This is a genomic window from Halomonas sp. KM072 (assembly GCF_050710315.1).
Lineage (GTDB): Bacteria > Pseudomonadota > Gammaproteobacteria > Pseudomonadales > Halomonadaceae > Vreelandella > Vreelandella hamiltonii.
In genome coordinates this window covers 3,853,434-3,880,313 of sequence record NZ_CP136132.1, presented here as the reverse complement: position 1 = coordinate 3,880,313, position 26,880 = coordinate 3,853,434, and the positions used below count along the sequence as shown (strand labels likewise).

Annotated in this window: 20 protein-coding genes; 5 read left to right on the top strand and 15 right to left on the bottom strand. The window is 58.7% G+C overall.

Annotated features, from left to right (window positions below; translation table 11 throughout):
- Window positions 1-19: 19 nt before the first annotated feature.
- Window positions 20-904, bottom strand: coding sequence for a CDP-alcohol phosphatidyltransferase family protein (gene pssA, locus RVM26_RS18450; RefSeq protein WP_498940067.1), 885 nt, complete (start codon window positions 902-904; stop codon window positions 20-22).
- Between the two features lie 151 nt (window positions 905-1,055).
- On the bottom strand, window positions 1,056-2,072 hold the full coding sequence (ilvC, locus tag RVM26_RS18445; protein WP_016916053.1) for a ketol-acid reductoisomerase: 1,017 nt from the start codon (window positions 2,070-2,072) through the stop codon (window positions 1,056-1,058).
- Window positions 2,073-2,265: 193 nt separating this feature from the next.
- Here ilvC and ilvY point away from each other — a divergent pair, with 193 nt between their 5' ends.
- Window positions 2,266-3,153: a LysR family transcriptional regulator gene (gene ilvY / locus RVM26_RS18440; protein WP_498940065.1), complete on the top strand. Its 888-nt coding sequence runs from the start codon at window positions 2,266-2,268 to the stop codon at window positions 3,151-3,153.
- Window positions 3,154-3,268: 115 nt separating this feature from the next.
- On the opposite strand, the gene ltrA is transcribed toward ilvY, so the two are convergent.
- From ltrA to rluD, 6 genes are all read right to left on the bottom strand, one after another.
- Window positions 3,269-4,630 (bottom strand): group II intron reverse transcriptase/maturase, encoded by a 1,362-nt coding sequence (ltrA, locus tag RVM26_RS18435; RefSeq protein ID WP_498940063.1) that lies wholly within the window; start codon window positions 4,628-4,630, stop codon window positions 3,269-3,271.
- 435 nt (window positions 4,631-5,065) lie between these two features.
- Entirely contained in the window at window positions 5,066-5,557 is a 492-nt protein-coding gene (gene ilvN, locus RVM26_RS18430) for an acetolactate synthase small subunit (RefSeq protein ID WP_016916051.1), read from the bottom strand.
- Window positions 5,557-7,281, bottom strand: a complete 1,725-nt coding sequence (locus RVM26_RS18425) for an acetolactate synthase 3 large subunit (RefSeq protein WP_287807962.1) — start codon at window positions 7,279-7,281, stop codon at window positions 5,557-5,559. The genes ilvN and RVM26_RS18425 overlap by 1 nt, the downstream gene beginning before the upstream one ends.
- A 498-nt stretch (window positions 7,282-7,779) precedes the next feature.
- Window positions 7,780-10,374, bottom strand: a complete 2,595-nt coding sequence (clpB, locus tag RVM26_RS18420) for an ATP-dependent chaperone ClpB (protein ID WP_287807964.1) — start codon at window positions 10,372-10,374, stop codon at window positions 7,780-7,782.
- Window positions 10,375-10,531: 157 nt separating this feature from the next.
- Window positions 10,532-11,287, bottom strand: coding sequence for a peptidoglycan editing factor PgeF (gene pgeF / locus RVM26_RS18415; protein ID WP_287807966.1), 756 nt, complete (start codon window positions 11,285-11,287; stop codon window positions 10,532-10,534).
- Window positions 11,284-12,243 (bottom strand): 23S rRNA pseudouridine(1911/1915/1917) synthase RluD, encoded by a 960-nt coding sequence (gene rluD / locus RVM26_RS18410; protein ID WP_016916047.1) that lies wholly within the window; start codon window positions 12,241-12,243, stop codon window positions 11,284-11,286. Before rluD ends, pgeF begins: the two co-directional genes overlap by 4 nt.
- A gap of 197 nt (window positions 12,244-12,440) precedes the next feature.
- On the opposite strand from rluD, the gene RVM26_RS18405 reads away from it, so the two are divergent.
- Window positions 12,441-13,253, top strand: a complete 813-nt coding sequence (locus tag RVM26_RS18405; protein WP_498940059.1) for an outer membrane protein assembly factor BamD — start codon at window positions 12,441-12,443, stop codon at window positions 13,251-13,253.
- Between the two features lie 237 nt (window positions 13,254-13,490).
- Here RVM26_RS18405 and RVM26_RS18400 read toward each other — a convergent pair whose 3' ends face one another.
- Window positions 13,491-15,125, bottom strand: coding sequence for an NAD+ synthase (locus tag RVM26_RS18400; protein WP_287807971.1), 1,635 nt, complete (start codon window positions 15,123-15,125; stop codon window positions 13,491-13,493).
- Window positions 15,126-15,260: 135 nt separating this feature from the next.
- Between RVM26_RS18400 and RVM26_RS18395 the strand changes: the two genes are divergently transcribed.
- Window positions 15,261-15,530 (top strand): PP0621 family protein, encoded by a 270-nt coding sequence (locus tag RVM26_RS18395; RefSeq protein WP_081138865.1) that lies wholly within the window; start codon window positions 15,261-15,263, stop codon window positions 15,528-15,530.
- 4 nt (window positions 15,531-15,534) lie between these two features.
- On the opposite strand, the gene thiO is transcribed toward RVM26_RS18395, so the two are convergent.
- Window positions 15,535-16,632: a glycine oxidase ThiO gene (thiO, locus tag RVM26_RS18390; RefSeq protein WP_287807973.1), complete on the bottom strand. Its 1,098-nt coding sequence runs from the start codon at window positions 16,630-16,632 to the stop codon at window positions 15,535-15,537.
- Between the two features lie 125 nt (window positions 16,633-16,757).
- Between thiO and RVM26_RS18385 the strand changes: the two genes are divergently transcribed.
- A complete protein-coding gene (locus RVM26_RS18385; RefSeq protein WP_287807975.1) occupies window positions 16,758-17,270 on the top strand; it encodes a GspH/FimT family pseudopilin in 513 nt (170 codons plus the stop codon).
- A 55-nt stretch (window positions 17,271-17,325) separates the two neighbouring features.
- On the opposite strand, the gene trxB is transcribed toward RVM26_RS18385, so the two are convergent.
- On the bottom strand, window positions 17,326-18,276 hold the full coding sequence (gene trxB / locus RVM26_RS18380; protein WP_287807977.1) for a thioredoxin-disulfide reductase: 951 nt from the start codon (window positions 18,274-18,276) through the stop codon (window positions 17,326-17,328).
- A gap of 225 nt (window positions 18,277-18,501) precedes the next feature.
- Between trxB and acnA the strand changes: the two genes are divergently transcribed.
- Window positions 18,502-21,249: an aconitate hydratase AcnA gene (gene acnA / locus RVM26_RS18375; protein ID WP_287807979.1), complete on the top strand. Its 2,748-nt coding sequence runs from the start codon at window positions 18,502-18,504 to the stop codon at window positions 21,247-21,249.
- A gap of 64 nt (window positions 21,250-21,313) precedes the next feature.
- Here acnA and RVM26_RS18370 read toward each other — a convergent pair whose 3' ends face one another.
- From RVM26_RS18370 to RVM26_RS18355, 4 genes are all read right to left on the bottom strand, one after another.
- Window positions 21,314-22,993, bottom strand: coding sequence for an NAD-dependent malic enzyme (locus RVM26_RS18370; protein WP_498940056.1), 1,680 nt, complete (start codon window positions 22,991-22,993; stop codon window positions 21,314-21,316).
- 177 nt (window positions 22,994-23,170) lie between these two features.
- A complete protein-coding gene (locus RVM26_RS18365; protein ID WP_498940054.1) occupies window positions 23,171-24,382 on the bottom strand; it encodes a YeeE/YedE family protein in 1,212 nt (403 codons plus the stop codon).
- 77 nt (window positions 24,383-24,459) lie between these two features.
- Window positions 24,460-25,482: a tryptophan--tRNA ligase gene (locus RVM26_RS18360; RefSeq protein WP_062363056.1), complete on the bottom strand. Its 1,023-nt coding sequence runs from the start codon at window positions 25,480-25,482 to the stop codon at window positions 24,460-24,462.
- Window positions 25,483-25,550: 68 nt separating this feature from the next.
- On the bottom strand, window positions 25,551-26,879 hold the full coding sequence (locus tag RVM26_RS18355) for a hypothetical protein (protein ID WP_287807989.1): 1,329 nt from the start codon (window positions 26,877-26,879) through the stop codon (window positions 25,551-25,553).
- Window position 26,880 lies beyond the last annotated feature (1 nt).

Below are 26,880 nucleotides of genomic sequence, written 5' to 3'. Positions count from 1 at the left end.
TTTGTAAAATAATTTCAGCTCAATGTTTGGGCTTGGCCTTGCGCATGACGGCCAGCACCGGCCCCGAGCAGACGTAGGCACCAAACAGCAACAGCAACATGACCGAGGGCTGTACCGAGATCATCACGAATCCAAGCACCACCGCCAGCAGCACCACGAAGGGCACGGGCTTCTTGAAGTCCAGGTCCTTGAAGCTGTAATAGCGGATATTGCTCACCATGAGAATACCCGCCGCGCCCACCACCAGCAGCATCAGCAGCTTGAAGCCGAAGGCATCGGCGTCGAAGCTGTGGAATGTCCACACGCTGGCGGCGACCAGCGCCGCAGCCGAAGGGCTGGGCAAGCCGATGAACCACTTTTTGTCGACGCTGCCGATCTGTACGTTGAAGCGGGCCAGGCGCAGGGCAGCACACGCCACATAGAGAAAGGCCACCACCCAGCCGGTCTTGCCGATATCTTGCAGTATCCAGGTAAAGGCGACCAGGGCAGGCGCCATGCCGAACGAGATCATGTCCGACAGGCTGTCGTACTCTGCCCCGAAAGCGCTTTGCGTATTGGTCATGCGCGCCACGCGACCATCCAGGCCATCCAGCACCATGGCGATGAAGATGGCCACCGCTGCCGACGTGAACTCGCCATTGATCCCGGCCACCACGGCAAAGAAACCAGAAAACAGTGCCGACGTGGTAAACAGGTTGGGCAGCAGGTAGATGCCCTTGCGGCGAATCTTCTTGCCGTTTTCGACGGCCTCCTCCACGACTTCGGTTTCACGAAGAAAAGCAGCGGCAAGATCCTCGTTCCGCACGATTTCCTCTTCCTTCGACGAAGGAGTAGCCGCGCTGTCCGCGCCTGCAGCGGACGAAGGGAGCGATTCCTGCTCTGGGTCGCGAGCATCCTGAGTCATAAGTGTCATCCATTTAGAGTGAAGTCACATTCACAAGTGAACCCTTCTCATTCTACACGGTGAACCCTTGCCGACCAGTCCTGACAGCCGGAATGCAAAACGCCCCGAAGCACGCAGAGGCGCTTCGGGGCGTTTTCATGACGGTGGTCGATCAGTTTTTGGACTTGTCGACCAGCTGGTTGGCAGCAATCCACGGCATCATGCCGCGCAGCTTGGCACCCACCTGCTCGATTTCGTGCTCGGCATTCAGGCGACGGCGTGCGGTCATGGACGGATAGTTGGTGTTGCCTTCCTGGATGAACATCTTGGCGTACTCGCCGGTCTGGATGCGCTTGAGTGCATTGCGCATTGCAGCGCGAGACTCGTCGTTGATCACCTCAGGGCCGGTCACGTACTCGCCGTACTCCGCATTGTTGGAGATGGAGTAGTTCATGTTGGCAATGCCGCCTTCGTACATCAGGTCGACGATCAGCTTGAGCTCGTGCAGACACTCGAAGTAGGCCATTTCCGGTGCGTAACCTGCTTCGGTGAGGGTTTCGAAACCGGCTTTCACCAGCTCGACCGCGCCACCACAAAGGACCGCCTGCTCGCCGAACAGGTCCGTTTCGGTTTCATCCTTGAAGGTCGTCTCGATGATACCGCTGCGGCCACCGCCAACGCCTGCAGCGTAAGAGAGCGCCAGCTCTTTGGCGTTGCCAGAGGCATCCTGGTGGATCGCGATCAGGTCGGGAATACCGCCGCCCTTGACGAACTCGGAGCGCACGGTGTGGCCCGGTGCTTTCGGCGCGATCATGATCACGTCGAGGTCTTTACGCGGCTCGATCTGGTTGTAGTGGATGTTGAAACCGTGGGCAAACGCCAGGGTCGCGCCTTCTTTCAGATTCGGCTCGACTTCCTGCTCGTAGATGGCTTTCTGGTTTTCGTCCGGCGCCAGAATCATGACGACGTCAGCGGTCTTGCACGCTTCCGGCACGCTGGCGACTTTCAGGCCTGCCGCTTCTGCTTTCGCCGCAGACGAGGAGCCTTTGCGCAATGCGACAGTGACATCAACGCCAGACTCTTTCAGGTTGTTAGCATGCGCATGGCCCTGCGAACCATAGCCAACGATGGTAACTTTTTTGGCTTGGATCAGGGACAGGTCGCAATCTTTATCGTAATAAACGTGCATGGCGAGACTCCAGAAGTCGGTAATATCAAATTTTATAGCGTATAGGTCAGCGTTGATGGCCACCCGTGCCGTCTTATGCAGCACTGGGATTCGGCGTTGAGGTCACTCTACGATAGAGCAGCCGTTGCGTAAAACGCTATATTTGCAACATACTATTTCATATTATGAAATCACGCTTAGGGTGTCGGCCTTTATGGATTTTCGTCTACTCAAACACGTGGTCACCCTGGCCGACACACTGCATTTTGGCCGTGCCAGCGAGCTTTGCCACATTAGCCCCTCGACGCTGAGCCGCTCTATTCAACAGGTAGAGAGCGAGCTAGGCACTCGACTATTCGAGCGCGATAACCGCCACGTGACGCTAACCCCTCAAGGCATCACGTTCCAACACTATGCCAAAGAGACGCTAGAGCAGTGGGAAACCCAAAAACGCACCTTGGCCGCCACCACAGCACAACTCAGCGGGGAGATCAGCATTTATTGCTCGGTCACGGCGAGCTACAGCTTTCTGTATGAATTACTCAGCGATGTACGTACACGCCACCCCGGCATTGAGCTAAAGCTGCATACGGGTGACCCGGCAGACGCCATGAACCGCGTACTGGAAGGGGCCGATGACATGGCCATTACGCCCAGACCTCGCATCCCTCCCAGCGCCCTGGCGTTCAAGTCGCTCACCCGCTCGCCGCTGTTGTTCATCGCCCCGACGGAAACCCATGCCTGGCTGCCTAGCCATCCGGAAAGCTCGACCGCCGAACAGTGGCGGCATGTGCCCATGGTTCTGTCGGAGGCGGGCCTGTCGCGGGAGTACGCCAACACCTGGTTCAAGGCCATGGGTATTACGCCCCGCATCTATGCCCAGGTGGCAGGACATGAGGCCATCGTCAGCATGGTGGGGCTAGGGTTTGGGGTCGGCGTGGTGCCGCGTATCGTGCTGGACAACAGCCCGCTGGCAGAGCGTGTGCAGGTACTCAACGTCAAGCCCGAGCTGCCCCACTACGATGTTGGCCTGTGCGTGCTGAACCGGCGGCTGCAAAATCCCATGATCGATGCTTTCTGGACCACGGTGGCACCTCGCTAGCGGCATCCGCCTGGCGCCATCCAAAAAATCGGGATAGGGGGGAACCCATAGGTTCCGCCCCTCCCACACCACCCGGCATGCGGGTCCGCACCGGGCGGTTCGAGAAGTTGAGGTTTCACGAGAGTCTCGGCACTCCCAACCGATCGAAGTAGGCAATGGTCAGCACATTATGGATGGCAGAGCGACTGTTATGCCACCAGCGACGACTCAGCGCCGCCACGGATTCCGCAACCCAGGAACTCGCGCCTAAGCGGGTCAGCTCCCGGTAGATCGTCTTGCCCCGTCGCCAGTGCCGGAGGTGGAGCATTCTCAGGCGGCGACGTATCCACTCATCCAGTGATCGCCAGATGCGTGGCGTTTGTGCCAGCCTGAAGTACCCTTTCCAGCCGAGCAGGTAACTGCGGAGCTTCTCCACCACCTGGGCCATGCTGCGACCATCTGCCCCCCGGGTCAGTTGCCTGATCCGGAGCTTGAACGCCTGTAACGCCTTGGCGGATACCGCCCGTCGAACGTCTCCACCCCTCCCTTGCCACAGGGCGTAGCCGAGGAACTGGCGACCGAACACGCTGGCGACTGCACTTTTGGATTCGTTGATCACCAAGCGCAGTTTGTTGTAACACCGGCGTAGCAGGCGCATCACCCGTTCTCCCGCCTTCTCACTGCGAACGTAAACGTTGCAGTCATCAGCGTAACGGGCGAAGCAGTGCCCCCGACGTTCCAGCTCTTTATCCACCTCGTCCAGCAGAACGTTGGCCAGTAACGGCGACAACGGCCCGCCTTGCGGCGTGCCCTCATGCCGATCCATGACCACGCCACCATCCATGATGCCCGCGTTGAGATACGCACGCACCAGCCGGATGACTCCGGGGTCGTTTATGCGTTTCTTCAGGCGGTCGATCAGGATGTCGTGGTTAACCCGGTCGAAGAACTTCGACAGGTCAACGTCCACTACGATATGGCGGCCCTGTTGGGCGTAGCGTTGCGCAGCCAGCACCGCATCGTGGGCCCGGCGGCCCGGGCGGAAGCCGTGGCTGTGCTCGCTGAAGGTGGGATCAATCAGAGGTTGCAGCACTTGCAGCAGTGCCTGTTGAATCAGACGGTCGGTGACGGTGGGGATACCCAGTTCCCGCTCACTGCCGTCCGGTTTCGGGATGCCTACCCGACGAACGGGTTGTGGTTGGTAGGAGCCGCTCAGCAGTTGCTGGCGAAGCTCCGGCCACACCCATCGCAGGTGTTCGGCGGTCTGGGCAATATCCAGCCCGTCCACACCTGCCGATCCCTTGTTGGCCTTCACGCGCTTCCATGCCCGCTGCATATTCTCTCGTGCGAACGCCTGCTCAAGCAGGCTTCGCCCTGCGCCCTCCGGTTCTCGCCGCGGGAGCCCTGTTTCATCGCTGATCGCATTCGGTAAGGCTTCACCTTCCCGTTCCGCGACCCGCCCCGCTGGCGCGGGCATCTGATGCGTTACAGTGCTCATCGACAAGGCGTTTGACGCTCCTTCTCGTTCAGCCCTTCGCCCTGACCAAGCAGCTACTATGGCTTCTGCTGACTTCTCGCTCCGTGTTGCCACGTCGCCCTTTCAGACATGAGGCGAGATCTCCCCGGGTAAGAACACACTCCTTCACCGCACAACCGCCGGATTTACACCGCCTCGCCTTGGCCACAAGAGCTTCGCGACTTTTGGCCCGCTCGCCCTGCTTGGCAGTGCCTCGTATCCGATTCTTGTTCATCGGCTCACGGTTTACGCTCCACGCTTCCTCCCCACGGTCGGTCGCCCTTCCGCAGTTGCGCTTCGCTTCGTTCGCTGTGGCCAGCTCACGGGAGGACTTGCACCTCCAGGAGTGCGCCCGTGCCGGGCGCACCAAAAAAACCGCCCGGCGAAGGGCGGTTTTGGGTGGGTACTAACGCGCGATCAGAGCGACAGCACCTTGTCACCGCGGGCAATGCCGGAGACGCCCGTACGCGCCACTTCCAGAATGCCCACCGGCGCCATGGCCTGCAGGAAAGCATCCAGTTTGGAGGCATCGCCGGTGATCTGAACGGTGTAGAGGCTCGGTGTCACGTCCACGACCTGGGCGCGGAAGATATCCACGGTACGCTTCACTTCATCACGGGCAGCGCCCAGCGCCTTGACTTTCACCAGCATCAATTCCCGCTCGATGTGGTTACCTTCGGTCAGGTCGACCAGCTTCACCACGTCGATCAGCTTGTTGAGGTGCTTGGTGATCTGCTCGATCACCCGGTCGTCACCGATGGTGGTGACCGTCAAGCGTGACAGCGACGGGTCTTCCGTCGGTGCTACGTTCAGCGTTTCGATATTGAAGTTACGCTGGGAGAACAGCCCGACCACACGTGACAGCGCACCCGGTTCGTTTTCCATCAGAATCGAGATGATATGACGCATCAGGTACGCTCCGTTTTAGACAGCAGCATGTCACGCATAGCACCCAACGGTACCTGCATCGGATAGACGTGTTCATGGGGGTCGACCTTCACGTCCAGGAAGACCAGCTCATGCTTGTTGGCAAACGCACGCTCAAGCGCCGGCTCCAACTCGTCTAGCGTCTTCACGGTGATCGCGGTGAACCCATATGCTTCAATCAGCATATGGAAGTCGGGCAGCGACTCCATATAAGAGTGCGCATGGCGAGACTTGTAGTTCAAATCCTGCCACTGGCGCACCATGCCGAGCGAAGCGTTGTTCAGGTTGACGATCTTGACCCCCACCCCGTACTGCTTACAGGTGGAAAGCTCCTGCATCATCATCTGGAAGCTGCCTTCCCCCGTGACACACACCACGTCGTCTTCGGGGAAGTTCTGCTTGATGCCCATGGCGGCCGGAAAGCCGAAGCCCATGGTGCCCAGGCCACCGGAGGTAATCAGGCGGTTGGGCTTGTCGAACTTGTAGTACTGCGCGGCAAACATCTGGTGCTGGCCCACGTCGGTGGTGACGTACGCTTCGCCCCGAGTGACGCGGCACAGCGCCTCGATGACTTCCTGGGGCTTCAGCGCCTCGCCGGGCTTGGAGGGCTCATAGAGCTTGCCTTCCCGCTCGGCACGCCAGCCGTCGATCTTCTGCCACCAGTCGGTCAACGCTTCGGGGTGGGCAATCTCGTGCCCCTGCACCAGGCTGATCATCTCGTTGATGACGCTGGCGGCTGGACCTACGATGGGCACGTCGGCCCGTACTGTCTTGGAGACCGAGCTGGGATCGACGTCCACATGGATGATCTTGGCCGTGGGGCAGAATTTCGACGTGTTGTTGGTCACGCGGTCGTCGAAACGTGCGCCGATGGCAATGATCAGGTCCGCGTGGTGCATGGCCATGTTGGACTCATACGAGCCGTGCATGCCCAACCAACCCAGGCACTGGCGGTCGCTTTGCGGGTAAGCGCCAATGCCCATCAGCGTGGTAGTGATCGGGTAACCAAGCTGCTTCACCAGATCGGTCAAGCCTTCGCTGGCCTTGCCGGTAACCACACCACCGCCGGTGTAGAACACGGGGCGCTTGGCCTTCAGCATCATCTCGACGGCTTTCTTGATTTGCCCGGTATGCCCACGGGTCACCGGATTGTAGGAGCGCAGTTTGACCTTCTTCGGGTACACGTACTCGTAGCGCTCGGTGGGCGCGGTCATGTCCTTGGGAATATCGACGACCACGGGGCCGGGACGACCGGTAGAGGCCAGGTAGAAGGCCTTTTTCAGCACTTCCGGAATGTCAGAAGGGTGACGAATCGAGAAGCTGTGCTTCACGATGGGCCGGGTCACGCCGACGATATCGGTTTCCTGGAAGGCGTCGTCACCAATCAGGTGGCTCATGACCTGCCCACACAGCACGACCATGGGAATGGAGTCCATGTAGGCAGTTGCGATACCCGTGACTGCGTTGGTCGCACCGGGGCCGGACGTCACCAGCACCACGCCGGGCTTGCCGGAGGCACGGGCATAGCCGTCAGCCGCGTGGGTGGCCGCTTGCTCGTGACGCACGAGGATGTGCTTCACTTTGTCCTGGCGGAACAGCGCATCGTAAATATGCAGCGCCGCACCACCGGGATAACCATAGATGTACTCTACGCCCTCATCTTGCAAGAAGCGGGCGATCATGTCTGCGCCGGAAAGCAGTTCCACTGTGTTTCTCCCCTGGAGGTCTCGAGTGCGATCCGCAGGACATCCTGCGGGGTCGAGTGCGGCGGTATGCCGCTGCCGGCCCATGCCGGCACCTGATGCCAAACCCTGGCAATATGGCCCGGTTAGGGCCTGCACTCTCATCGGGAGCACGCGTTGCTGGTCACCATGGCCTGTCTGGACGTGGCGAGCTTGACGCGTGCCTCCCTTACACGGCGGTTTGCCGTGTCGGGGCGTTGGCCAGGTCAGGCGGTTAGCCCGAGCCCGGAAGTCCTTCGGCGGGTAGAGGCGTGAGCCTACCCTTCGCGCGGTGATGAGGGATTGCCCGCTGGTTCCGCGCCCGCAAATCAGGAACCCACAAGATTCCATTAGCGCCCTTGGCGTGTCAACCACCTATCCGAGCAAACGCAACAAAGGTCGCAGTCGCTGCAAAAAAATGCCCCGCCAGCGTCACTGACGGGGCATTCGCCCTATTTGATTGCGCAGCAAGCCCCTTCGGGATCAGCCAAAGATCAGCTTGCCTTCACCCGCGCTGATGCGAATGGTATCGCCCGGGGCGTACTTGCCAGCCAGCAGATCCTGCGCCAGCGGGTTTTCGATGCGGCTCTGGATGGCACGTTTCAGCGGCCGCGCGCCAAATACGGGGTCGAAGCCAACCACCGCCAACTGCGCCATGGCATCGTCACTGATTTCCAGGCTCAGGTCGTGCTCTGCCAGGCGAGCCTTCAGGCGCTCCAGCTGAATACCGGCAATCGCTTGAATCTGCTCCTGGCCAAGGGCATGGAACACCACCACTTCATCGATACGGTTGATCAACTCAGGGCGGAAGTGATTGCCCACTACTTCCATGACTGCCTGCTTCATCAACTCGTAGTCGCTGCCGTCGTCACTGCTGGTGTCGCCTCCCATGCGCTGGATGATGTCCGAGCCCAGGTTGGAGGTCATGACGATGACCGTATTGCGGAAGTCCACGGTACGCCCCTGACCATCGGTCAAGCGCCCATCTTCCAGCACCTGGAGCAGGATGTTGAACACATCCGGGTGGGCTTTTTCCACCTCATCCAGCAGCAGCACCGAGTACGGCTTGCGGCGCACCGCTTCGGTCAGATAACCGCCCTCCTCATAGCCGACGTAGCCAGGCGGTGCGCCAATGAGACGGGCCACGGAGTGCTTCTCCATGAACTCGGACATATCGATGCGCACCATGGCCTCTTCGGTATCGAACAGGAAGTTGGCCAGCGACTTGCACAGCTCGGTCTTGCCCACCCCGGTGGGGCCCAGAAACAGGAACGAGCCGTTGGGGCGGTTGGGGTCGGAGAGGCCCGCCCGGGAACGCCGCACCGCGTTGGCCACGGCTTCCACGGCTTCGTGCTGGCCGATGACCCGCTCGTGCAGGGCCTCTTCCATGCGCAGCAGTTTATCCCGCTCGCCTTCCAGCATCTTGGATACGGGAATGCCCGTCCAGCGCGAGACCACCTCTGCGATTTCCTCTTCCGTGACGTTGGAGCGCAACAGCTGATGGCTGGCAGTATCGGCTTCGCCTTCTCCCACTTCGCTGATCTTTTTCTCCAGCGCGGGAATCTTGCCGTACTGCAGCTCCGACATACGCCCAAGATCCCCCTGGCGGCGCGCCTGTTCGAGGTCGATACGCGCCTGCTCCAGCTCGGCCTTGAACTGCGCTGCCCCCTGGATGCTGGCCTTTTCCGCTTTCCAGATCTCATCCAGGTCGGCGTACTCGCGTTCCAGCTCATGGATGTGCTGGTTGAGGGCTTCCAGACGCTTTTTCGTGGCGTCGTCGGTCTCTTTCTTGAGCGCCTCCCGCTCCATCTTGAGCTGGATCAGGCGGCGGTCGAGACGGTCCATCTCCTCCGGTTTGGAGTCCAGCTCCATACGAATGCGCGAGGCTGCTTCGTCGATCAGGTCGATGGCCTTGTCCGGCAGCTGGCGGTCGGTGATGTAACGGGTCGAGAGTTTGGCCGCCGCGATGATGGCCGAGTCGGTGATATCGACACCGTGGTGAACTTCGTAACGCTCTTTCAAGCCGCGCAGAATGGCCACGGTATCCGCTTCCGAGGGCTCGTCCACCAGCACTTTCTGGAAGCGCCGCTCCAGGGCCGCGTCTTTTTCGATGTACTGACGATACTCATCCAGCGTGGTGGCCCCGACACAGTGCAGCTCGCCTCGGGCCAACGCCGGTTTGAGCATGTTGCCAGCGTCCATGGCACCTTCCGCCTTGCCTGCACCCACCATGGTATGCAGCTCGTCGATGAACAGGATCACCCGACCTTCTTCCTGGGAGAGTTCCTTGAGCACGGCTTTCAGCCGCTCTTCGAATTCTCCACGGAATTTCGCGCCCGCCAGCAACGCCCCCATATCCAGCGAGAGCACACGCTTTTCCTTCAGGCCTTCGGGCACTTCCCCATTGACGATACGCTGGGCCAGGCCTTCGACGATGGCGGTCTTGCCCACGCCCGGCTCACCGATCAGTACAGGGTTGTTCTTGGTGCGGCGTTGCAACACTTGGATGGTGCGACGAATTTCGTCGTCACGACCGATCACCGGGTCGAGCTTGCCTTCCAGCGCTCGCTGGGTCAGATCGAGGGTATATTTGTTCAGCGCTTCACGCTGATCTTCGGCATTGGGGTCGTCAACGCGGGAGCCCCCACGCAGGCTGTCGATGGCCGCCTCAAGACTTTTGCGCGTCAGCCCGGCCTCTTTGAGCAGTTTGGTGATGGCACCGTTCATTTCCAGCGCTGCCAGCAGCACCAGCTCGGAGGCAATGAACTGATCGCCGCGCTTTTGCGCTTCGCGGTCGGTCAGGTTCATCAGTTTGACGAATTCCCGGGAAGGTTGGACCTCGCCGTCGAACTGGCTGACTTTGGGCAAGTCTTCCAGTTGGCGCTGCAAGCCGTCGCGCAGCCGGGAACTGCTGCCTTCGGTTTTTTCGATCAGCGCCTTGATGCCGGTATCGCGCGTGTCGAGCAGCGCCAGCAGCAAATGGGCAGGGTCGAGTTGATTGTGGCCACGCCCCACGGCGAGGGATTGAGCCTCGGCAATGGCGGCCTGCAACTTGGCAGTAAATTTATCGAATCGCATGGAGTACCTCCTTAGGGGTGCCGTGCGTTTCGACCCACGGCGCATCCCGATAACCTGTCGTTGAACGTGCTAAAGACGATTAGCTTGACAAGTAAAATGGCGGCAGTTATGGCCATTTCAAGAGGCATGCGATATTAACCAGCCGTTGACCAACGGCTCACTTGATCCAGATCACGCTTGCCATGCGGCCGGTGTTGCCGTTATCCCGCCGATAAGAGTAAAAGCGCGACTCGCAGGCCGTACAGAAGTGACCACCGCTGATCTGATGGATGCCCAACGCCTCCAGGCGAAAGCGCGCCAGGCGGTACAGGTCGGCCATGTAATGGCCCAGGCGATAAGGGCTATGATCGAAGGCTTCTGCGGTGTCGGGCTGGATGGCCACGAAGGTGCCGTACACTTCCGGGCCCACCTCGAACTGGGCATTGGAGATCGCCGGGCCAAGCCACACCAGAATGTCTTCGGGGTCGCAGTTCATCGCTGCCACCGTGGCTTCCAGCACGCCACCGGCCAGCCCGCGCCACCCGGCGTGGGCCGCCGCCACCTGGGTACCCTGCCGATTGCAGAACAGCACCGGCAGGCAGTCGGCGGTGAGCACCACACAGGCATAGTCGCTGCTGCTGGCCACCGAGGCATCGGCTTCCGGCGCGCTCTCCTGATACTCCTGCTGCACCCGTGCCCCGTGGGTTTGATTGAGCCACAGCAGCGGACGGCTATCGCCGATTTCCTTGTGCAGCAGCCGACGACAAAGCGCCACGTGGTCGGCGTTGTCGCCCACGTGGGCCGCCGGGTTGAACGCCGCGAAGTCGTTCTGGCTGGGGCCTGTCTCGCGGGTGGTCACAAAAGCCTGCACGCTGGCAGGCGCCGCCCAATCAGGGCGCAGCAGCGTGGGGCGCAGGTCTATGGCATCGCTCATCGCATGGTCTCGCTATCTTCACGCAGATAATCCAGCAGCATCAGCAAATCGTCAGGCAGCTCCGCCTTGAAGGTCAGCGTTTCTCCACTGACGGGGTGGACGAAGCTCAACTGGCGCGCATGCAGCGCCTGACGGGGAAATTCACGCAGAATCTCCTTCAATGGCCCGGCTGCCCCCGGCGGTAGCTTGGCGCGACCGCTATACAGTGGGTCACCCACCAGCGGAAAACGCGCATGAGACATGTGCACGCGTATCTGGTGAGTACGCCCGGTTTCCAACTGGCAGCGCACGTGGGTGTGCGCGCGGAACCGCTCGACGACACGAAAATGCGTCACCGCCGGCTTGCCCGAGGCGGTCACGGCCTGGCGCTTGCGGTCCTTCGGGTGCCGCCCAATGGGGGCGTCGATCGTGCTGCCCGACACCGGCTTGCCGAGCACGACCGCATCGTACTGGCGTGACACAGTCCGCGCCTGAAGCTGCTCCACCAGCGCCGTTTGCGCGGGCAGGGTCTTGGCCACCATCATCAGGCCAGTGGTGTCCTTGTCCAGCCGATGGACGATGCCCGCTCGGGGCACTTCTGCCAGCGAAGGGTGATGAAACAGCAGCGCATTGAGTAGCGTGCCATCGGGATTGCCTGCGGCAGGATGTACCACCATTCCCGCAGGCTTGTTGACCACCATGACGTCGTCGTCTTCATAAACGATGTCCAGGGCGATGTCCTGGGGCGCAAAGCGAGTGTCTTCCTCGATGGTGGCGTGGAGCGCCAACACTTCGTGACCGTGCAGCTTGGCCTTGGGCTTGGCCTTGGCCCCATCGACCGTGAGCTCTCCCGCATTGATCCACGCTTTCAAGCGCTCGCGGGAATAATCGCTGAACAACTCCGCCGCCGCTTGGTCCAAGCGTGCGCCCGCCAGGGTGGCGGGGACGCGCTGCGTGGCTTCCACAATTCGAGACATGAATGACCTCTTTATGACACAAACACGCCCACTTCTGGATGACACGACACCGCTGAACCCTTACAGCAAAGTGTCGCCAAGCCTGCGTTTTGCGCTCAGGTGTTTTATAGTGGGCTGACTGCGACCTATTCTACCATTTCTACTTATGGCCATCGTCGCTTTTCGGTGATTGAGGCTTGTTTGCAACGAGGATGATGATGCGCGTTTTTTCCGCTGCCAACCGCTTTGGCGCCCTGGCCCTGAGTCTTGCCCTGTTAGCAGGCTGTGCCAGCAATGACACCACTCCGGAAGACGAAGACGAGTTTGCCGGTGTTCAAGAGCGCGAGCTGTATGAGCTGGCCCGTACGGCCCTCGACAGCAATCGCTACCCTATCGCCATCGAGCGCCTGGAAGCCCTGGACGCCCGCTACCCGTTTGGCCCTCATGCCGAACAGGCCCAGCTCGAGCTGATCTACGCCTACTACGAAAACAGTAACTGGGAAGAGGCCCGCGCGGCGGCCAGCCGATTCATTCGCCTGCACCCTGACCACCCGCAAGTGGATTACGCCTACTACCTACGCGGGCTGTCCGCTTGGCAAGCAGGGCGCTTCAGCCTGGAACGCCTGCGCCTGATCGATATTTCCAAGCGTGACCTGGGCGCCTCGCGGGATGCCTACAACGATTTCCGCGAACTGATTCAGCGCTTCCCACAGAGCCAATATGCGCCGGATGCCCAGCAACGCATTGTTTATCTGCGTGAGCTATTAGCCCGCCATGAACTGCATGTGGCTGACTACTACCTGCGCCGCGGTGCTTTCTTGGCCGCCGTTGAGCGGGGCCGTTGGGTCATCGAAAATTACCCAGAGTCCAGCGCCACCCGTGATGCGCTAGCCACGATGGTGGAGGGCTATCAAGGCTTAGGCATGGACGACCGCGCCCACGAGGTGCTCACCGTGCTGCGCGAAAACGCGCCAGATCACGAGCAGCTTCAAAACGGCCGCTTTACGCCCAAACATGGCAACAGCGATTAAGCGTTGAATCAGGCCACTAGCGGCCGCTACGTTTAAGCTGTACAACCCATGCATCAATAAAACCACGCTTCGGCGTGGTTTTTTGCGTTCATACCTAATAAAACTTATTTAACAAAACTTATCAAAGCCTAAGCGGCGCCTCGCCCCACAAGCTGAAGCTTGAGCTAACCGAAAGCACCGTGATTGGAAAAGTTTGGCCCCTCCTCCGGTACTGCCTTAAGCCAGTGAGCGCTTACATTAATCCCCAGGCTGCCAGCCATTCACAATGGGGTAGCGACGGTCACGCCCGAAACCACGCGGCGTGACCCGCACTCCAACAGGGGCCTGGCGACGCTTGTATTCGCAGCGATCCACCAGCTTGACGACTTTATAGACATCCTCTTCCTCAAAGCCTGCCGCAATAATCGACTCGGCGCTCATATCCCCTTCGATGTAGCGGACCAAAATGGCGTCCAGCACATCGTAGTCGGGTAGCGAGTCGCTATCCTGCTGATCAGGGGCGAGCTCAGCGCTAGGCGGGCGCTCAATGACCCGCTCGGGAATCGCCGGAGACTGAGTATTGCGCCAGCGGGCTAAGCGATAAACCCAAGTTTTATACACATCCTTAATAGCGTTGTAGCCGCCCACCATATCGCCATACAAGGTAGCGTAACCCACTGCCATTTCGCTCTTGTTACCGGTGGTCAGCACCATTAGGCCTTTCTTATTGGAAATGGCCATTAACAGCACACCACGACAGCGAGACTGCAGGTTCTCTTCGGTAGTGTCCCGCTCAGTGCCAGCAAAGCTTTCCGCCAAGGTGCCCATAAAGGCTTCCACCATCGGCTCGATGGGCATCACGTCATAGTGCACCCCCAGCAGGTTCGCCTGCTCGGCGGCATCCTGCTTGGAGATATCGGCGGTGTAGTGGTAAGGCATCATGACCGCCTGCACGCGCTGCGGCCCTAGCGCATCCACCGCAATCGCCAGCGACAAGGCGGAGTCGATGCCGCCGGAAAGCCCCAGCACCACGCCTTTGAAGCCGCTTTTATTGACGTAGTCACGCAGCCCGGTGACCAGCGCGCAATAGAGGCTCTCTTCCGGCATGACTTCCGGCTCGATCTCTCCAGCCTGGGGCTCCCAACGCTCGGCGCTGGTTTGCAGCAGTTGAACGGGCATCAGCCCGGCTTGCCAGTAAGGGGCCAGCACCTTGAGCTGGCCCTGCTCATCCACACAGCAAGAACCGCCATCGAACACCAGCTCATCCTGGCCGCCAATGGTGTTGACGTAGAGAATGGGGCGCTGAACGTCCTGAGCCCGCTGCTCCAGAAGGCGCAGCCGCTCGGTGGGCTTGTCCTGGTGGTAGGGTGAGGCATTCAGGCTGATCAATACTTCCGCCCCGGCCGCCTGCGCCGCCTTGACCGGCGAGCCTTCCCACAAGTCTTCACAGATCAACAGCCCCAGCTTGGCACCCTTGTGCTCGTAAACCAGTGGCTGGGTGCCGGGGGTGAAGTAGCGCTGCTCATCGAACACCTGGTAGTTCGGCAGCGCCTGCTTGGCGTACTCTGCTTCCCACTGGCCGTTGTACAGCACGCCCGCCATGTTGTAGCACTTGCCTTCACGCACACCGGGATAACCAATGATGACCAGCACGTCTCGGGCCACCTTCTCGGCCATTTTGGCGCGGGCTTCGCGCAGGCGCGCCTCCATGGAAGGCCTCAGCAGCAGGTCTTCCGGCGGGTAGCCGGAAAGAAACAGCTCGGGAAAGACCACAATGTCCGCCCCATGCTCGATCCTCGCCTCACGCACGGCCTCAATGGCGCGCGCGGCATTGCCGGGAATATCTCCCACTAGCGGGTCGAGTTGGGCCATTACCAGCGTTAAGTCTTGCATGGGCGTCAAAATCTCTTGAGAATCTTCAGAATACGATGGCACTTGGGGCATTGTCCCGCAAGGTGCGCCTGCTGGCAAAGGCCATACGGCTACAGGCGTGCTGCCCGCTTTTTCCCGGTATGGGAGTTATCGAGGATGAACCTGTTGATCATTCGGCTGATTATTTTTGCGGTGCTGTTTTATGCAGGCCTGAAACTCTACGGCATGTATCGCCAGCACCGCCTTTCCCAGCAGCAGCCCCCCGCTCCTCGCCATGAAGGCGGGCAGATGGTGCGCTGCCGCTGGTGCGACGTTCACGTGCCGGAAAGCGAGGCACTGCGTGACCATGAGCAGTGGTTTTGCTGCAGCGCCCACCGCGACCGTTTCCTGCAGGAACAGCGTGATCGCGACGACGGTAATGCTTGATGCGCTACCCCCGACGTAGCGCCACCGGCAAGTAAGGCGCTGGGTCGATCAGCGGCTCACGATCCAATAGCTGGTCGACCAGCAGATGCGTCGAGGCGGGAGCCAGTACCAGCCCATTGCGGTAGTGCCCTGCATTGACGAACACGTTGGGAAATTCCGGCAGCGCGCCGATGAACGGAATGCCGTCCGGGGAGCCCGGACGCAGCCCCGCCCAGTGATACGCCACGGGGTACCTGGCCAGCGCAGGAATGATGTTTTCAGCACTCTGGCGCAGCGACGCCAAGGCGTCCTGGTCGGTGGCTTTATCGAACCCGGCCTCTTCCAGCGTCGAGCCCACCAGCAGCAGACCATCGTTGCGCGGAATCACATAGCGACCATCTTTCAGCACCACCCGCTGCACCAGCCCTGGCGGGGTCTGATAAGCGATCATCTGCCCTTTCACGGGCCGAACGGGCAACTGGACACCCATGCCTTCCAGTAGCTGGGCTGCCCAGGCTCCGCCACATACCACTACTCGCTCGGCATGCAGCTCGCCCGACGCCGTGGCCACCCCCACGACCTTGCCCTGACGCTGGAGGAAGCCGGTGACCTGGCACTGCTCGACCAGCGTGACGCTCGGCATCGCCGCCAGCCGGGCCCGCAGCGCCTGGCCAAGGCGGGGGTTACGAATGCTGCCCAGCGTCGGCATCCACAGAGCGCTTCCGCCAGAGGCCAGCGCGGCGGGCTCTTTCTGCTGCACGACTTCTGCCTCGACCCGTTCGAGCGGCTTGCCCATTTGCCGAGCCCACGCCAGCGCCTGCTCGTCATCTTCCACGTTCAGGTAGAGCAGGCCTTTCTGGCGATACTCGGGGTCGATGCCCGTTTCTTCCAGCAGCCGCAGCGCCAGCGTGGGGTACACCCCTTCCGACCAGCGCGAGAGCCGCGACACCGGCTCACCGTAACGCCAGGGGTAGAGCGGCGAGACGATACCCCCACCCGCCCAGGAAGCCTCTTTCCCGCATACCCCACGCTCTACCAGCGTGATATTCTGACCTGCATCTGCCAGTTGCAGCGCGGTCATCATGCCAATAACACCACCGCCTATAATTAAGAAATCGCTCACAAATATTGCCCACTATTGCTAATAGAGTCGCTAAAAGAGCCGCTAACAGAGTACCAGCGCATTGGCGGCATAAAGAGAATGAGCATAGTGATGCGTTTCAACAGGTCAAGCTACTGAGAGAGACTATGGCACAGCCTCACCACATCGCTAGGCGAAACAACACGGGCTTTACACTGCTTGAGTTGCTGGTGGCACTCGCCTTAATGGGCATACTGGCGGCCTGGGGGCTTCCCAGCTTTCAAGCATTGGGAGAGCGTTCGGCGGTCGCCAGCGAAGTAAATCGCTTACAAACAGCGCTAACGCTGGCGCGCAATACGGCGATTACACAGCGCAGTGACGTGACGGTTTGCCCTGCCAATGAAGGCAGAACGGCCTGTACCGGTGACTGGAATGGCCCCATCATGGTCGTAAAGGGAGATAAAAGGCTAGAAGATGAAGTCAATGAAGTTATTAGAGTGTTCGCGCCCACAGCAGGTACTATCGTAACTAAAAGCGGTGCGCCAACAGTGAGATATACCTCTTTAGGCAGCATTAAAGGTTCTCAAGGTACGTATACTGTTTGCCCCACCAATGACCAAGCTCAAGCATCCTGTCAGAGCCTTGTGCTTAGCCCAGCAGGCAGAGCACGGATAGATTGAGATCCCATTAGCTGTTCTAACTAATGGGCTCCCTCTAAAGCAAACAGGCGCCTAATTACGAAATACCGTCTAAATAGCGTTCAGCATCCAGCGCGGCCATGCAGCCGCTACCCGCTGAGGTAATCGCCTGGCGATAGATATGATCCATCACGTCGCCACAGGCGAACACACCCGGCACGCTGGTCGCCGTTGCGTTACCTTCACTGCCCGATTTCACTTTGATATAGCCGCCGTTCATTTCCAGCTGGCCTTCAAAGATGCCGGTGTTGGGGCTATGGCCGATGGCAATAAACAGCCCAGGCGCGTGGATATCCTTGGTGCTGCCGTCCTGCGTCGACTTCACCCGCACGCCGGTGACGCCGGTGTTGTCGCCCAGCACTTCTTCCACCTCGTAAAACCACTCCAAGGCGATCTTGCCTGCCTCCGCCTTCTCGAACAGCTTGTCTTGCAGGATCTTTTCGGCGCGAAGCGTATCGCGGCGATGCACCAACGTGACCTTGGAGGCAATGTTCGACAGGTAGAGCGCTTCTTCGACCGCCGTGTTGCCACCGCCGACCACGATCACTTCCTGATTGCGGTAGAAGAAACCGTCGCAGGTAGCACAGGCAGAGACCCCCTGGCCCATGAACTGCTGCTCTGACGGCAACCCCAGATAGCGAGCGCTGGCGCCGGTAGCCACGATCAGGGCGTCGCAGGTATAGACGCCGCTATCGCCCTTCAAGGTGAAGGGCTTCTCGCCCAGGCTCACCTCGTGGATATGATCGAACAGCACTTCGGTGTTGAAACGTTCGGCATGCTGCTTCATGCGTTCCATCAACTCAGGCCCTTGTACGCCCTCGGCATCACCAGGCCAGTTGTCCACATCGGTCGTCGTGGTCAATTGGCCACCCGCCTGCATGCCGGTAATCAGCAGCGGCTTCAGGTTTGCCCGAGCGGCATAAACCGCTGCCGTGTACCCCGCCGGGCCAGAGCCTAGAATGATCAAACGTTCATGACGCGTTTCCATGACACCACCTTTGTCACAATATTGAGCAAATAACGTTGCAAGAGAGTCTGCCTGAAATGGCGCCAAGTACAAGCTATTACAAGGGTTAGTCTACGCTATTAGGCAAAGATGCCTTGAAACTCTATGGTGAAACACCCATGTGCTATTAATAAGCCATACTATTGATTCGCCATACCAAGAAAAGAGTGACCGTCGCGTAACGCCAAGCAATCAGAGGAGAAAGCCATGAGCAAAATACCCGATACGCAGCATACGTTAGAGGTAGGCAACCAGACGTACCACTATTACAGCCTGCCCAAAGCCGCTGAAGCCCTTGGCAATATCGACCGGCTACCCAAGACGCTCAAGATTCTGCTCGAAAACCAGCTGCGCTTCGCTGACGATGAAAGCGTCGACCAGGAAGACATGCAGGCCCTGGTAGATTGGCAGAAAGAGGGTAAATCAAGCCGTGAAATAGGCTACCGGCCGGCGCGGGTATTGATGCAAGACTTTACCGGTGTGCCTGGCGTGGTCGACCTCGCCTCCATGCGCGCGGCGGTGGAAAAACTGGGCGAGGATCCCGCCCGTATCAACCCGCTCTCTCCAGTGGACTTGGTGATCGACCACTCGGTGATGGTCGATAAGTTCGGTCATCCGACGGCGTTCCAAGAAAACGTCGATATCGAAATGCAGCGCAACGGCGAACGCTACGAATTCCTGCGCTGGGGCCAGAAAGCGTTCGACAACTTCAGTGTCGTGCCGCCCGGCACCGGCATTTGCCATCAGGTCAACCTGGAGTACCTGGGCCGCACCGTCTGGACCAAACAAGAAGACGGCAAAACCTTCGCCTACCCGGACACGCTGGTAGGCACCGACTCCCACACCACCATGATCAACGGCCTGGGGGTACTGGGCTGGGGGGTAGGCGGCATCGAGGCCGAGGCGGCCATGCTGGGCCAGCCGGTCTCGATGCTGATTCCCGAGGTCATCGGCTTCAAGCTGACCGGCAAGCTGCAGGAAGGCATTACCGCCACCGACCTCGTGCTGACCGTCACCGAAATGCTGCGCAAAAAAGGCGTGGTAGGTAAGTTCGTCGAGTTTTACGGCGATGGCCTGAAAGACCTGCCGCTGGCGGACCGCGCCACCATTGCCAACATGGCCCCGGAATACGGCGCCACCTGCGGCTTCTTCCCGGTGGATGACGAAACGCTCAACTACCTGCGCTTAACCGGTCGCGAAGATAGCCAGATCGCGTTGGTTGAGGCTTACAGCAAAGCCCAAGGCCTGTGGCGTGAGCCGGGTGACGAGCCTGTGTTCACTGACACATTCAGCTTGGATATGAACGAGGTAGAAGCAAGCCTTGCAGGCCCCAAACGCCCGCAGGACCGCGTTGCCCTGAAAGATATGGCCAGCGCCTTTAACAAAGTCATGGAAGAGGACGGCAAAGCACGCCCCACCACCGAGAAGAGCAAACTTGCTTCGGAAGGTGGCCAAACAGCGGTGGGTATTGAGCGTAGCTACGAGCACGACTTCAAACACAGTGACAGCCAGTCCGTCACCATGGGCGAGCAGGACTTCAGCCTTGACCCCGGCGCGGTAGTCATCGCCGCCATTACTTCGTGCACCAACACCTCCAACCCCAGCGTCATGATGGCGGCGGGCCTGTTGGCACGTAACGCGCGTCAGAAGGGGCTGGCCACCAAGCCCTGGGTCAAGACGTCTCTGGCGCCGGGCTCCAAGGTGGTCACCGACTACCTGGCCGCTGCCGAACTGAACGATGACCTGGATGCCCTGGGCTTCAACCTGGTGGGCTACGGCTGCACCACCTGTATCGGCAACTCCGGCCCGCTGCCCGACGCCATCGAAAAAGCCATTCAGCAGGGGGACCTTGCCGTTGCCTCCGTGCTGTCGGGTAACCGCAACTTCGAAGGCCGCGTGCATCCGCTGGTCAAAACCAACTGGCTGGCCTCACCGCCGCTGGTGGTGGCCTATGCACTGGCAGGCAACGTTCAATGCAACCTGTCCACCGAGCCGCTCGGGGAAGACAGCGATGGCAACCCGGTGTACCTGAAAGACATCTGGCCCTCGCAGGCGGATATCGCCAACGCCGTACAGAAGGTCAACACCGAGATGTTCCGCAAGGAGTACGGCGCCGTTTTCGAAGGCGACGAAACGTGGCAGTCGATCAAGGTGCCGGAAAGCAACGTCTACGAGTGGCCCTCCTCCACCTACATTCAGCACCCGCCCTTCTTTGAAGGGATGCAGCGGGAGCCAGACGCCATCGAGGACGTGAAGAACGCCCGCATACTGGCGATACTGGGTGACTCCGTCACCACCGACCACATTTCCCCCGCAGGCTCCATCAAGCCCGACAGCCCTGCTGGCCGCTACCTGCAGGAGCACGGCGTCAAACCCGTGGACTTCAACTCCTACGGCTCACGCCGAGGCAACCATGAAGTCATGATGCGCGGCACTTTTGCCAACGTGCGGATCAAGAACGAAATGCTGGACGGCGTGGTCGGGGGTGAAACGCGCCATGTGCCCAGTGGTGAGCAGATGTCGATCTATGACGCCGCCATGAAGTACAAGGAAGAAGGTACGCCGCTGGTGGTGGTGGCAGGCAAGGAGTACGGCACCGGCTCTTCCCGCGACTGGGCAGCCAAGGGAACCCGACTGCTGGGCGTACGGGCGGTGATTGCCGAATCCTACGAGCGGATCCACCGTTCCAACCTGATTGGCATGGGCGTCGTACCGCTGCAGTTCCCCGAAGGCGAGAGTCGCACGAGCCTTGGGCTCACCGGTGACGAAGAGATTTCGATTGCGGGATTAAACGACTTGAGCCCAGGCGGCACGGTCAAAGTGGTCATCAAACAGGGCGACCAGGAGCGTACCGTTGATGCCAAATGCAGAATTGATACCGCCAATGAGCTGGCTTACTACCGCCACGGTGGTATCCTTCACTACGTGCTGCGCAAAATGATCGGCGCAGCCTAACGGTAAAAACCGCCAATGCTTGCATCGCCCCCACCTCGGTGGGGGCTTTTTTTTGCACCGCGCCTTAGAAAGCGCGACGGCGGTAGAAGCGATACTCCGGCGACCAGCAGGACTTTTCGATACGCTCACGCAGCTCGGAGCCGCTGGTTTTCAGCGCCACGCCGTTTTGCTGCGCCTGAGCAGCCACTTCGAAAGCAATCGACTTACTGATTTCACGAATGCGCGACAGCGGTGGCAGCAGCGCCCCCTGCCCCTCCTTGACCAGCGGCGCTTCACGGGCCAGGGCACGCGAGGCGCTCATCAGCATCTCATCGGTAACGCGGTTAGCGTTCGCGGCAATCACACCCAAACCAATGCCGGGGAAAATATAGGCGTTGTTGCACTGGGCAATGGGGTAGGTCCGCCCGTTGTAGACCACCGGCGCGAACGGGCTACCCGTGGCCACCAAGGCCTGGCCGTCGGTCCAGCGAATCACGTCCTCAGGCACGGCTTCTGCCTGGGAGGTGGGGTTGGAGAGCGGCATGATGACCGGGTGCTCACAGCCTGCATGCATGGTACGCACGACCTGTTCGGTAAAGATGCCCCGCTGGCCACAGACCCCAATCAGGATGGTGGGTTTGATCTGGGCAATGGTCTCTTCCAGCCCCTGACCGTTCCAGTTGGCTACCAGCACAGGATCATGGGCCAGACGGCGCTGGAAATCTCGCTGCCACGTTTGATCCGTGGTCATCAAGCCATCCCGGTCGACGATGAAGATGCGCGCCCGCGCTTCGGCTTCGGTCAGGCCTTCCGCCTCCATGGCGACCACGACCTGCTCGGCGATGCCACACCCCGCCGAACCACCACCCACGAACACCACTCGCTGCTGCGCAATGGTTTCGCCCCGCGCCTGGCAGGCAGCCATCAGCGTACCCACCACCACAGAGGCCGTTCCCTGCACGTCATCGTTGAAGCAGCACAGTTCGTTACGGTAGCGCTCCAACAGCGGCACGGCGTTGGCCTGGGCAAAATCTTCAAACTGCAGCAGCACGTTCGGCCAGCGGCGCTTCACGGCAGCAATAAACTCCGCCATAAAGGCATCGTACTCTTCCTGGCCTACCCGTTCATGGCGCCAGCCCATGTACATCGGGTCATCCAGCAGCGCTTGGTTATTGGTGCCTACGTCGATCATGATCGGCAGCGTATAGGCTGGGCTAATCCCGCCGCAAGCGGTATAGAGCGCCAGCTTACCGATAGGAATGCCCATGCCGCCGATACCCTGGTCGCCAAGGCCGAGAATCCGCTCGCCATCGGTCACCACGATCACTTTCACGTTATCTTTGGTGGCGCTACGCAGGATATCGTCCATATGCTCGCGGTCCGGGTAACTGATAAACAGCCCCCGGTGGTTGCGGTAGATATTGGAGAACTCCTGGCACGCCTGGCCAACCGTTGGCGTGTAGATAATTGGCAGCATCTCTTCCAGATGCTCAGAGACAAGACGGAAATAGAGCGTTTCGTTGTCATCCTGAATGGCGCGAAGGTGAATATGGCGCTCTAAATCGCTATGGCACTGCTGGTACTGGCGGTAAACACGCTCAAGCTGATCATCAATGGTTTCGACTTTTTGTGGCAACAAGCCTATCAGGTTAAACGCTAGCCGCTCCTCCTGAGTAAACGCGCTGCCTTTGTTCAATAGCGGCATTTCAAGCAGCGAAGGACCGGCGTAAGGAATGTACAGGGGGCGTTTACTCGTCGTGGACATAGGCACTCTCTTTTTATGTCAATTGCTGTTGCAATGCAGCAACGCTGGGCGTTGGCGGCGTTTGTGCGTAATGTAACATGGTCGTGCGACAAAGGTAGAAACAGGGTAGAGAGTGGCCATAAAAAAACACCCCGGCCATGGCCGAGGCGTTCATCGAAGAAACCAAAACGCTAGCGATCAGCAGCTCTTGGCGGTGGGACGGCGCCCCTCTTCGCCAGCAAAGAAAAACGGCCGCAACTTCACGCCAATCAGGTTGCCCGCAAAGGCCGCCGCCATCCAAACCCAGCCATGCAGGCTACCCGACGCAATGCCGCTGAAGTAAGCACCGATATTGCAACCAAACGCCAAGCGCGCACCATACCCCAGCAGCAGACCACCGATCACAGCGGCCAGCACCGAGCGCAGCGGAATCCGGAAATTCGGTGCGAAACGCCCGGCCAGATGGGCGGCAGCCAGTGCCCCCAGCATGATGCCCACGTTCATGACCGTCGTGATATCGCTCCACACGCTGGCTTCCAGCGCGGCCGCGTTAGCCGGTGCTTGCCAATAACCCCACTGACTCACATCGCCGCCCACCAGCTCATACGCCTTGGCGCCCCACAGCGCAAAGGCCGAGGTAATGCCCCAAGGGCGACCCGCCAATGCCAGGGTGGCAAAGTTGAGCAGCGCCAGGGCAACGGCCCCCGCCACCAGCGGCCAAGGGCCCGTGAGCCAGCGCTCCACACCGGGCTTATCGACCGTGGGCACCTGCTCCAGCTGGCCATGACGGCGCTTCTCCATGATCACCGTAAAGGCGGCGATGGCAGCGAACAGCACCAGGCTGATGCCGATACCGCCCCCCACGCCAGCCACGTTGACCAACGACACCGGCTGGAAGGCGGGCAAACTTTGCCACCAGGTGAAATGCGCAGACCCGATGACCGAGCCCACGATAAAGAACACCAGGGTAATCAGCATACGGGCATTACCACCGCCAGCGGTAAACAGCGTGCCCGAGGCACAGCCGCCCCCCAACTGCATGCCGATACCGAAGATGAACGCACCGAACAGCACCGAAATGCCGATCGGCGAGACGAAGCCACTTACCGACGTACCAAACAGCGACCCCGCCCCCAGCGCCGGGAAAAACAGCACTACGGCAATCGCCAGCATGACCATTTGCGCCCGCAAGCCACGCCCACGACGCTCGGTAATGAACACCCGCCAGGCCGCCGTAAAGCCAAACGCTGCGTGGTACAGCACCATACCCAGCAGGCCACCTACGATCATAAGCAAGCCGATATTGGCGCTAAACAGCACACCAATCACCAAGGCACCCAGCACAATGGCCGCAGTTGCCAATAGAGGCACTCGATAGTTAACCGGTGCCACCGTAGAGGTCGTCGCCATAGTTCACCTTTAAGTAATGCTAAAAGCGCCGACAGAAATCAAGCGCTTAGCTAATTTAGATAAGGGTTATCAACCAATCAAACAAACCGTCCAAGCCCTACCGCAGCACGCAGCCGATCCATGGTCACGGCGGCTTCCTCACGGGCACGCTCAGCGCCTTTTTGCAGGACTGCTTCAATATGAGCCGGGTCTTCCATCAGCGCGTTATAACGCTCACGAGGGGCGCTTAGGTGGGCGTTGACGTACTCAAATACGCGGTCTTTCGCTTCGCCCCAGCCAATGCCCTCTGCGTACTGCTGGCGCATAGCCAACGCTTCGGATTCACTCGCGAAGGCTGAGAAAATCTGGAACAGGGTGCAGGTATCCGGGTCTTTCGGCTCGCCGGGTTCCAGCGAGTTGGTTTTGATTTTACGCACCAGCTTCTGCAGCTTTTTCTCGCTCACAAACAGCGGAATCGTATTGTTGTAGCTTTTGGACATCTTGCGTCCATCCAACCCTTTCAACACTTCCACTTTTTCATCCACGACGGCTTCAGGCTGTACAAAGTACTGGCCTTTAAACAGGTGGTTAAAGCGGCCAGCCATATCCCGGGCCATTTCGATATGCTGAATCTGGTCGCGGCCAACCGGCACTTTATTCGCATTGAACATCAAAATATCAGCGGCCATCAGTACCGGATAGCCAAACAGCCCCATGGTGACGCCTTTATCAGGGTCTTGATTACCGGCCTCTTCATTCTCTGCCACGGCGGCTTTATAAGCATGGGCACGGTTCATTAGCCCCTTGGCACACACGCAGGAGAGCATCCACATCAGCTCGGGGATCTCGATAATATCCGACTGGCGGTAGAAGATCGCGTTGTCGGTATCCAGGCCAAGCGCCAGCCACGTCGCGGCGATCTCCAGGCGGGAAGCCTGCACACGCTTGGGGTCTTGGCACTTGATCAGCGCGTGGTAGTCGGCAAGAAAGTAGAACGACTGCACGTTGGGGTCTTGGCTGGCCTCAATGGCAGGCTTAATTGCCCCGACATAATTGCCGAGGTGCGGGGTGCCGGTTGTGGTGATGCCGGTAAGGACGCGGGTTTTACAGAGTTTACTCATACTAATGGACTCAACCATGCCGCTTGGAGAAAATAACTAAAATAGTCGCTCATCTTACTACGCATTAATTAGCTTTCCCAAGAAGCTACCATCAATCCTGAATTACTGCTACTACCTGCTCCACCAGCTAGCTGAGAAAATGCTGTGCTTGCTGAAGCATGACGAAAGTTGTAACGCCCATTAGTATCAAAATCAATATCGCTTCTTGCTATTAATCCCCCAACCCACTCTTTATTCCCTCCACCTTTAATATCAATATCGATATCATCACCGGAGTAAATCCAAAAGCCATCTATAGTGTTATTCCCCTTCAATTCAAGATCAACCTCTTCCTTAGAGAAAAAAAATGAATTTTTAATTGAGAAATCATTCTTGTCACTTGCATTCTCAATATCTTTTCCTGCAATAATAAAAACATCCTCTAAAGCAACATCGTCTATTATTTTGACATCGCCATCCGCAACTATAAAAGCATTAGCAAAATTACCGCTTAACTCTACATCCCCATCGCAAAATATAACTCTTCCTTCTTGATCACCGGCGAGCGTTAGAATGCAGTCCTCCTCATCATCATTAATAGGGTCAATTGAATGCTTAACCTCTTCAATAATCATATCAACATCAACAAAGGGAAAATCCATCTTATCAGCTTGGCTAACCTCTCCAGATCCATCACCCTCGAAATCAAAGTTTTTATCAGCTTCAAATTCAACACCGGCTTGCAACAACCCTACAAAATCAAATCTTCCGTCATTATCTATATCTATCTTCTCTCCTGCTAACATACCGATACTATCAAACACACTAATGGCATCTTCAACCGTATCTGGATCAAAAGGAGGAGTATCTCCATCTTTAAGAGACAACTCTATGAAAATAGGTGGGCTTTGAGCAATGATGTCATTTTGCTTATTTTTAATGGCGCCAAAAGCAACTATGTACCGTTCAGGCCCTTCGGACTCTATATCTATATACACAGGAAAATATAGACACTGGCTATAACCTTCATCATCACAAATACTATCGTCATATTGGCTTACGACACTAAACTCCTCCTTCACATCCTCATATCTAAAATTTCTAACAAAATCTTTCCAATCATTTATATTATCATCGCTATTTATTATTTCTTGTAAATTATTTTTCAATAGATTTTTGCCAGGCTCATCGCTCCAGAACTCCTGACCTTGCCCACTACCATTACCTATCAAAATATCATTCATCATACTCTCAGACGCCGCTCTCTCTGCATTCATTTGAGCTAGCACAGCCGCACTATAATTCCCCGCCAGCCGCTCATCAACTAGTGCGGCGCTCATCCCAGACATACCAATCACCAAGGATACGCTCAGTAGTACCAGTACGATAATAAGGGCAGCGCCTTGTTGTTTTTGCATA

Coding starts and splice junctions, on each gene's coding strand:
- pgeF (WP_287807966.1), bottom strand. CDS start 11,287: ATGAGCGATGCCATAGACCTGCGCCCCACGCTGCTGCGCCCTGATTGG.
- RVM26_RS18400 (WP_287807971.1), bottom strand. CDS start 15,125: ATGCAAGACTTAACGCTGGTAATGGCCCAACTCGACCCGCTAGTGGGA.
- ilvN (WP_016916051.1), bottom strand. CDS start 5,557: ATGCGTCATATCATCTCGATTCTGATGGAAAACGAACCGGGTGCGCTG.
- acnA (WP_287807979.1), top strand. CDS start 18,502: ATGAGCAAAATACCCGATACGCAGCATACGTTAGAGGTAGGCAACCAG.
- rluD (WP_016916047.1), bottom strand. CDS start 12,243: ATGTCTCGAATTGTGGAAGCCACGCAGCGCGTCCCCGCCACCCTGGCG.
- RVM26_RS18395 (WP_081138865.1), top strand. CDS start 15,261: ATGAACCTGTTGATCATTCGGCTGATTATTTTTGCGGTGCTGTTTTAT.
- ilvY (WP_498940065.1), top strand. CDS start 2,266: ATGGATTTTCGTCTACTCAAACACGTGGTCACCCTGGCCGACACACTG.
- RVM26_RS18365 (WP_498940054.1), bottom strand. CDS start 24,382: ATGGCGACGACCTCTACGGTGGCACCGGTTAACTATCGAGTGCCTCTA.
- RVM26_RS18360 (WP_062363056.1), bottom strand. CDS start 25,482: ATGAGTAAACTCTGTAAAACCCGCGTCCTTACCGGCATCACCACAACC.
- ltrA (WP_498940063.1), bottom strand. CDS start 4,630: ATGAGCACTGTAACGCATCAGATGCCCGCGCCAGCGGGGCGGGTCGCG.
- RVM26_RS18355 (WP_287807989.1), bottom strand. CDS start 26,879: ATGCAAAAACAACAAGGCGCTGCCCTTATTATCGTACTGGTACTACTG.
- trxB (WP_287807977.1), bottom strand. CDS start 18,276: ATGGAAACGCGTCATGAACGTTTGATCATTCTAGGCTCTGGCCCGGCG.
- RVM26_RS18370 (WP_498940056.1), bottom strand. CDS start 22,993: ATGTCCACGACGAGTAAACGCCCCCTGTACATTCCTTACGCCGGTCCT.
- ilvC (WP_016916053.1), bottom strand. CDS start 2,072: ATGCACGTTTATTACGATAAAGATTGCGACCTGTCCCTGATCCAAGCC.
- clpB (WP_287807964.1), bottom strand. CDS start 10,374: ATGCGATTCGATAAATTTACTGCCAAGTTGCAGGCCGCCATTGCCGAG.
- RVM26_RS18405 (WP_498940059.1), top strand. CDS start 12,441: ATGCGCGTTTTTTCCGCTGCCAACCGCTTTGGCGCCCTGGCCCTGAGT.
- pssA (WP_498940067.1), bottom strand. CDS start 904: ATGACTCAGGATGCTCGCGACCCAGAGCAGGAATCGCTCCCTTCGTCC.
- RVM26_RS18385 (WP_287807975.1), top strand. CDS start 16,758: ATGGCACAGCCTCACCACATCGCTAGGCGAAACAACACGGGCTTTACA.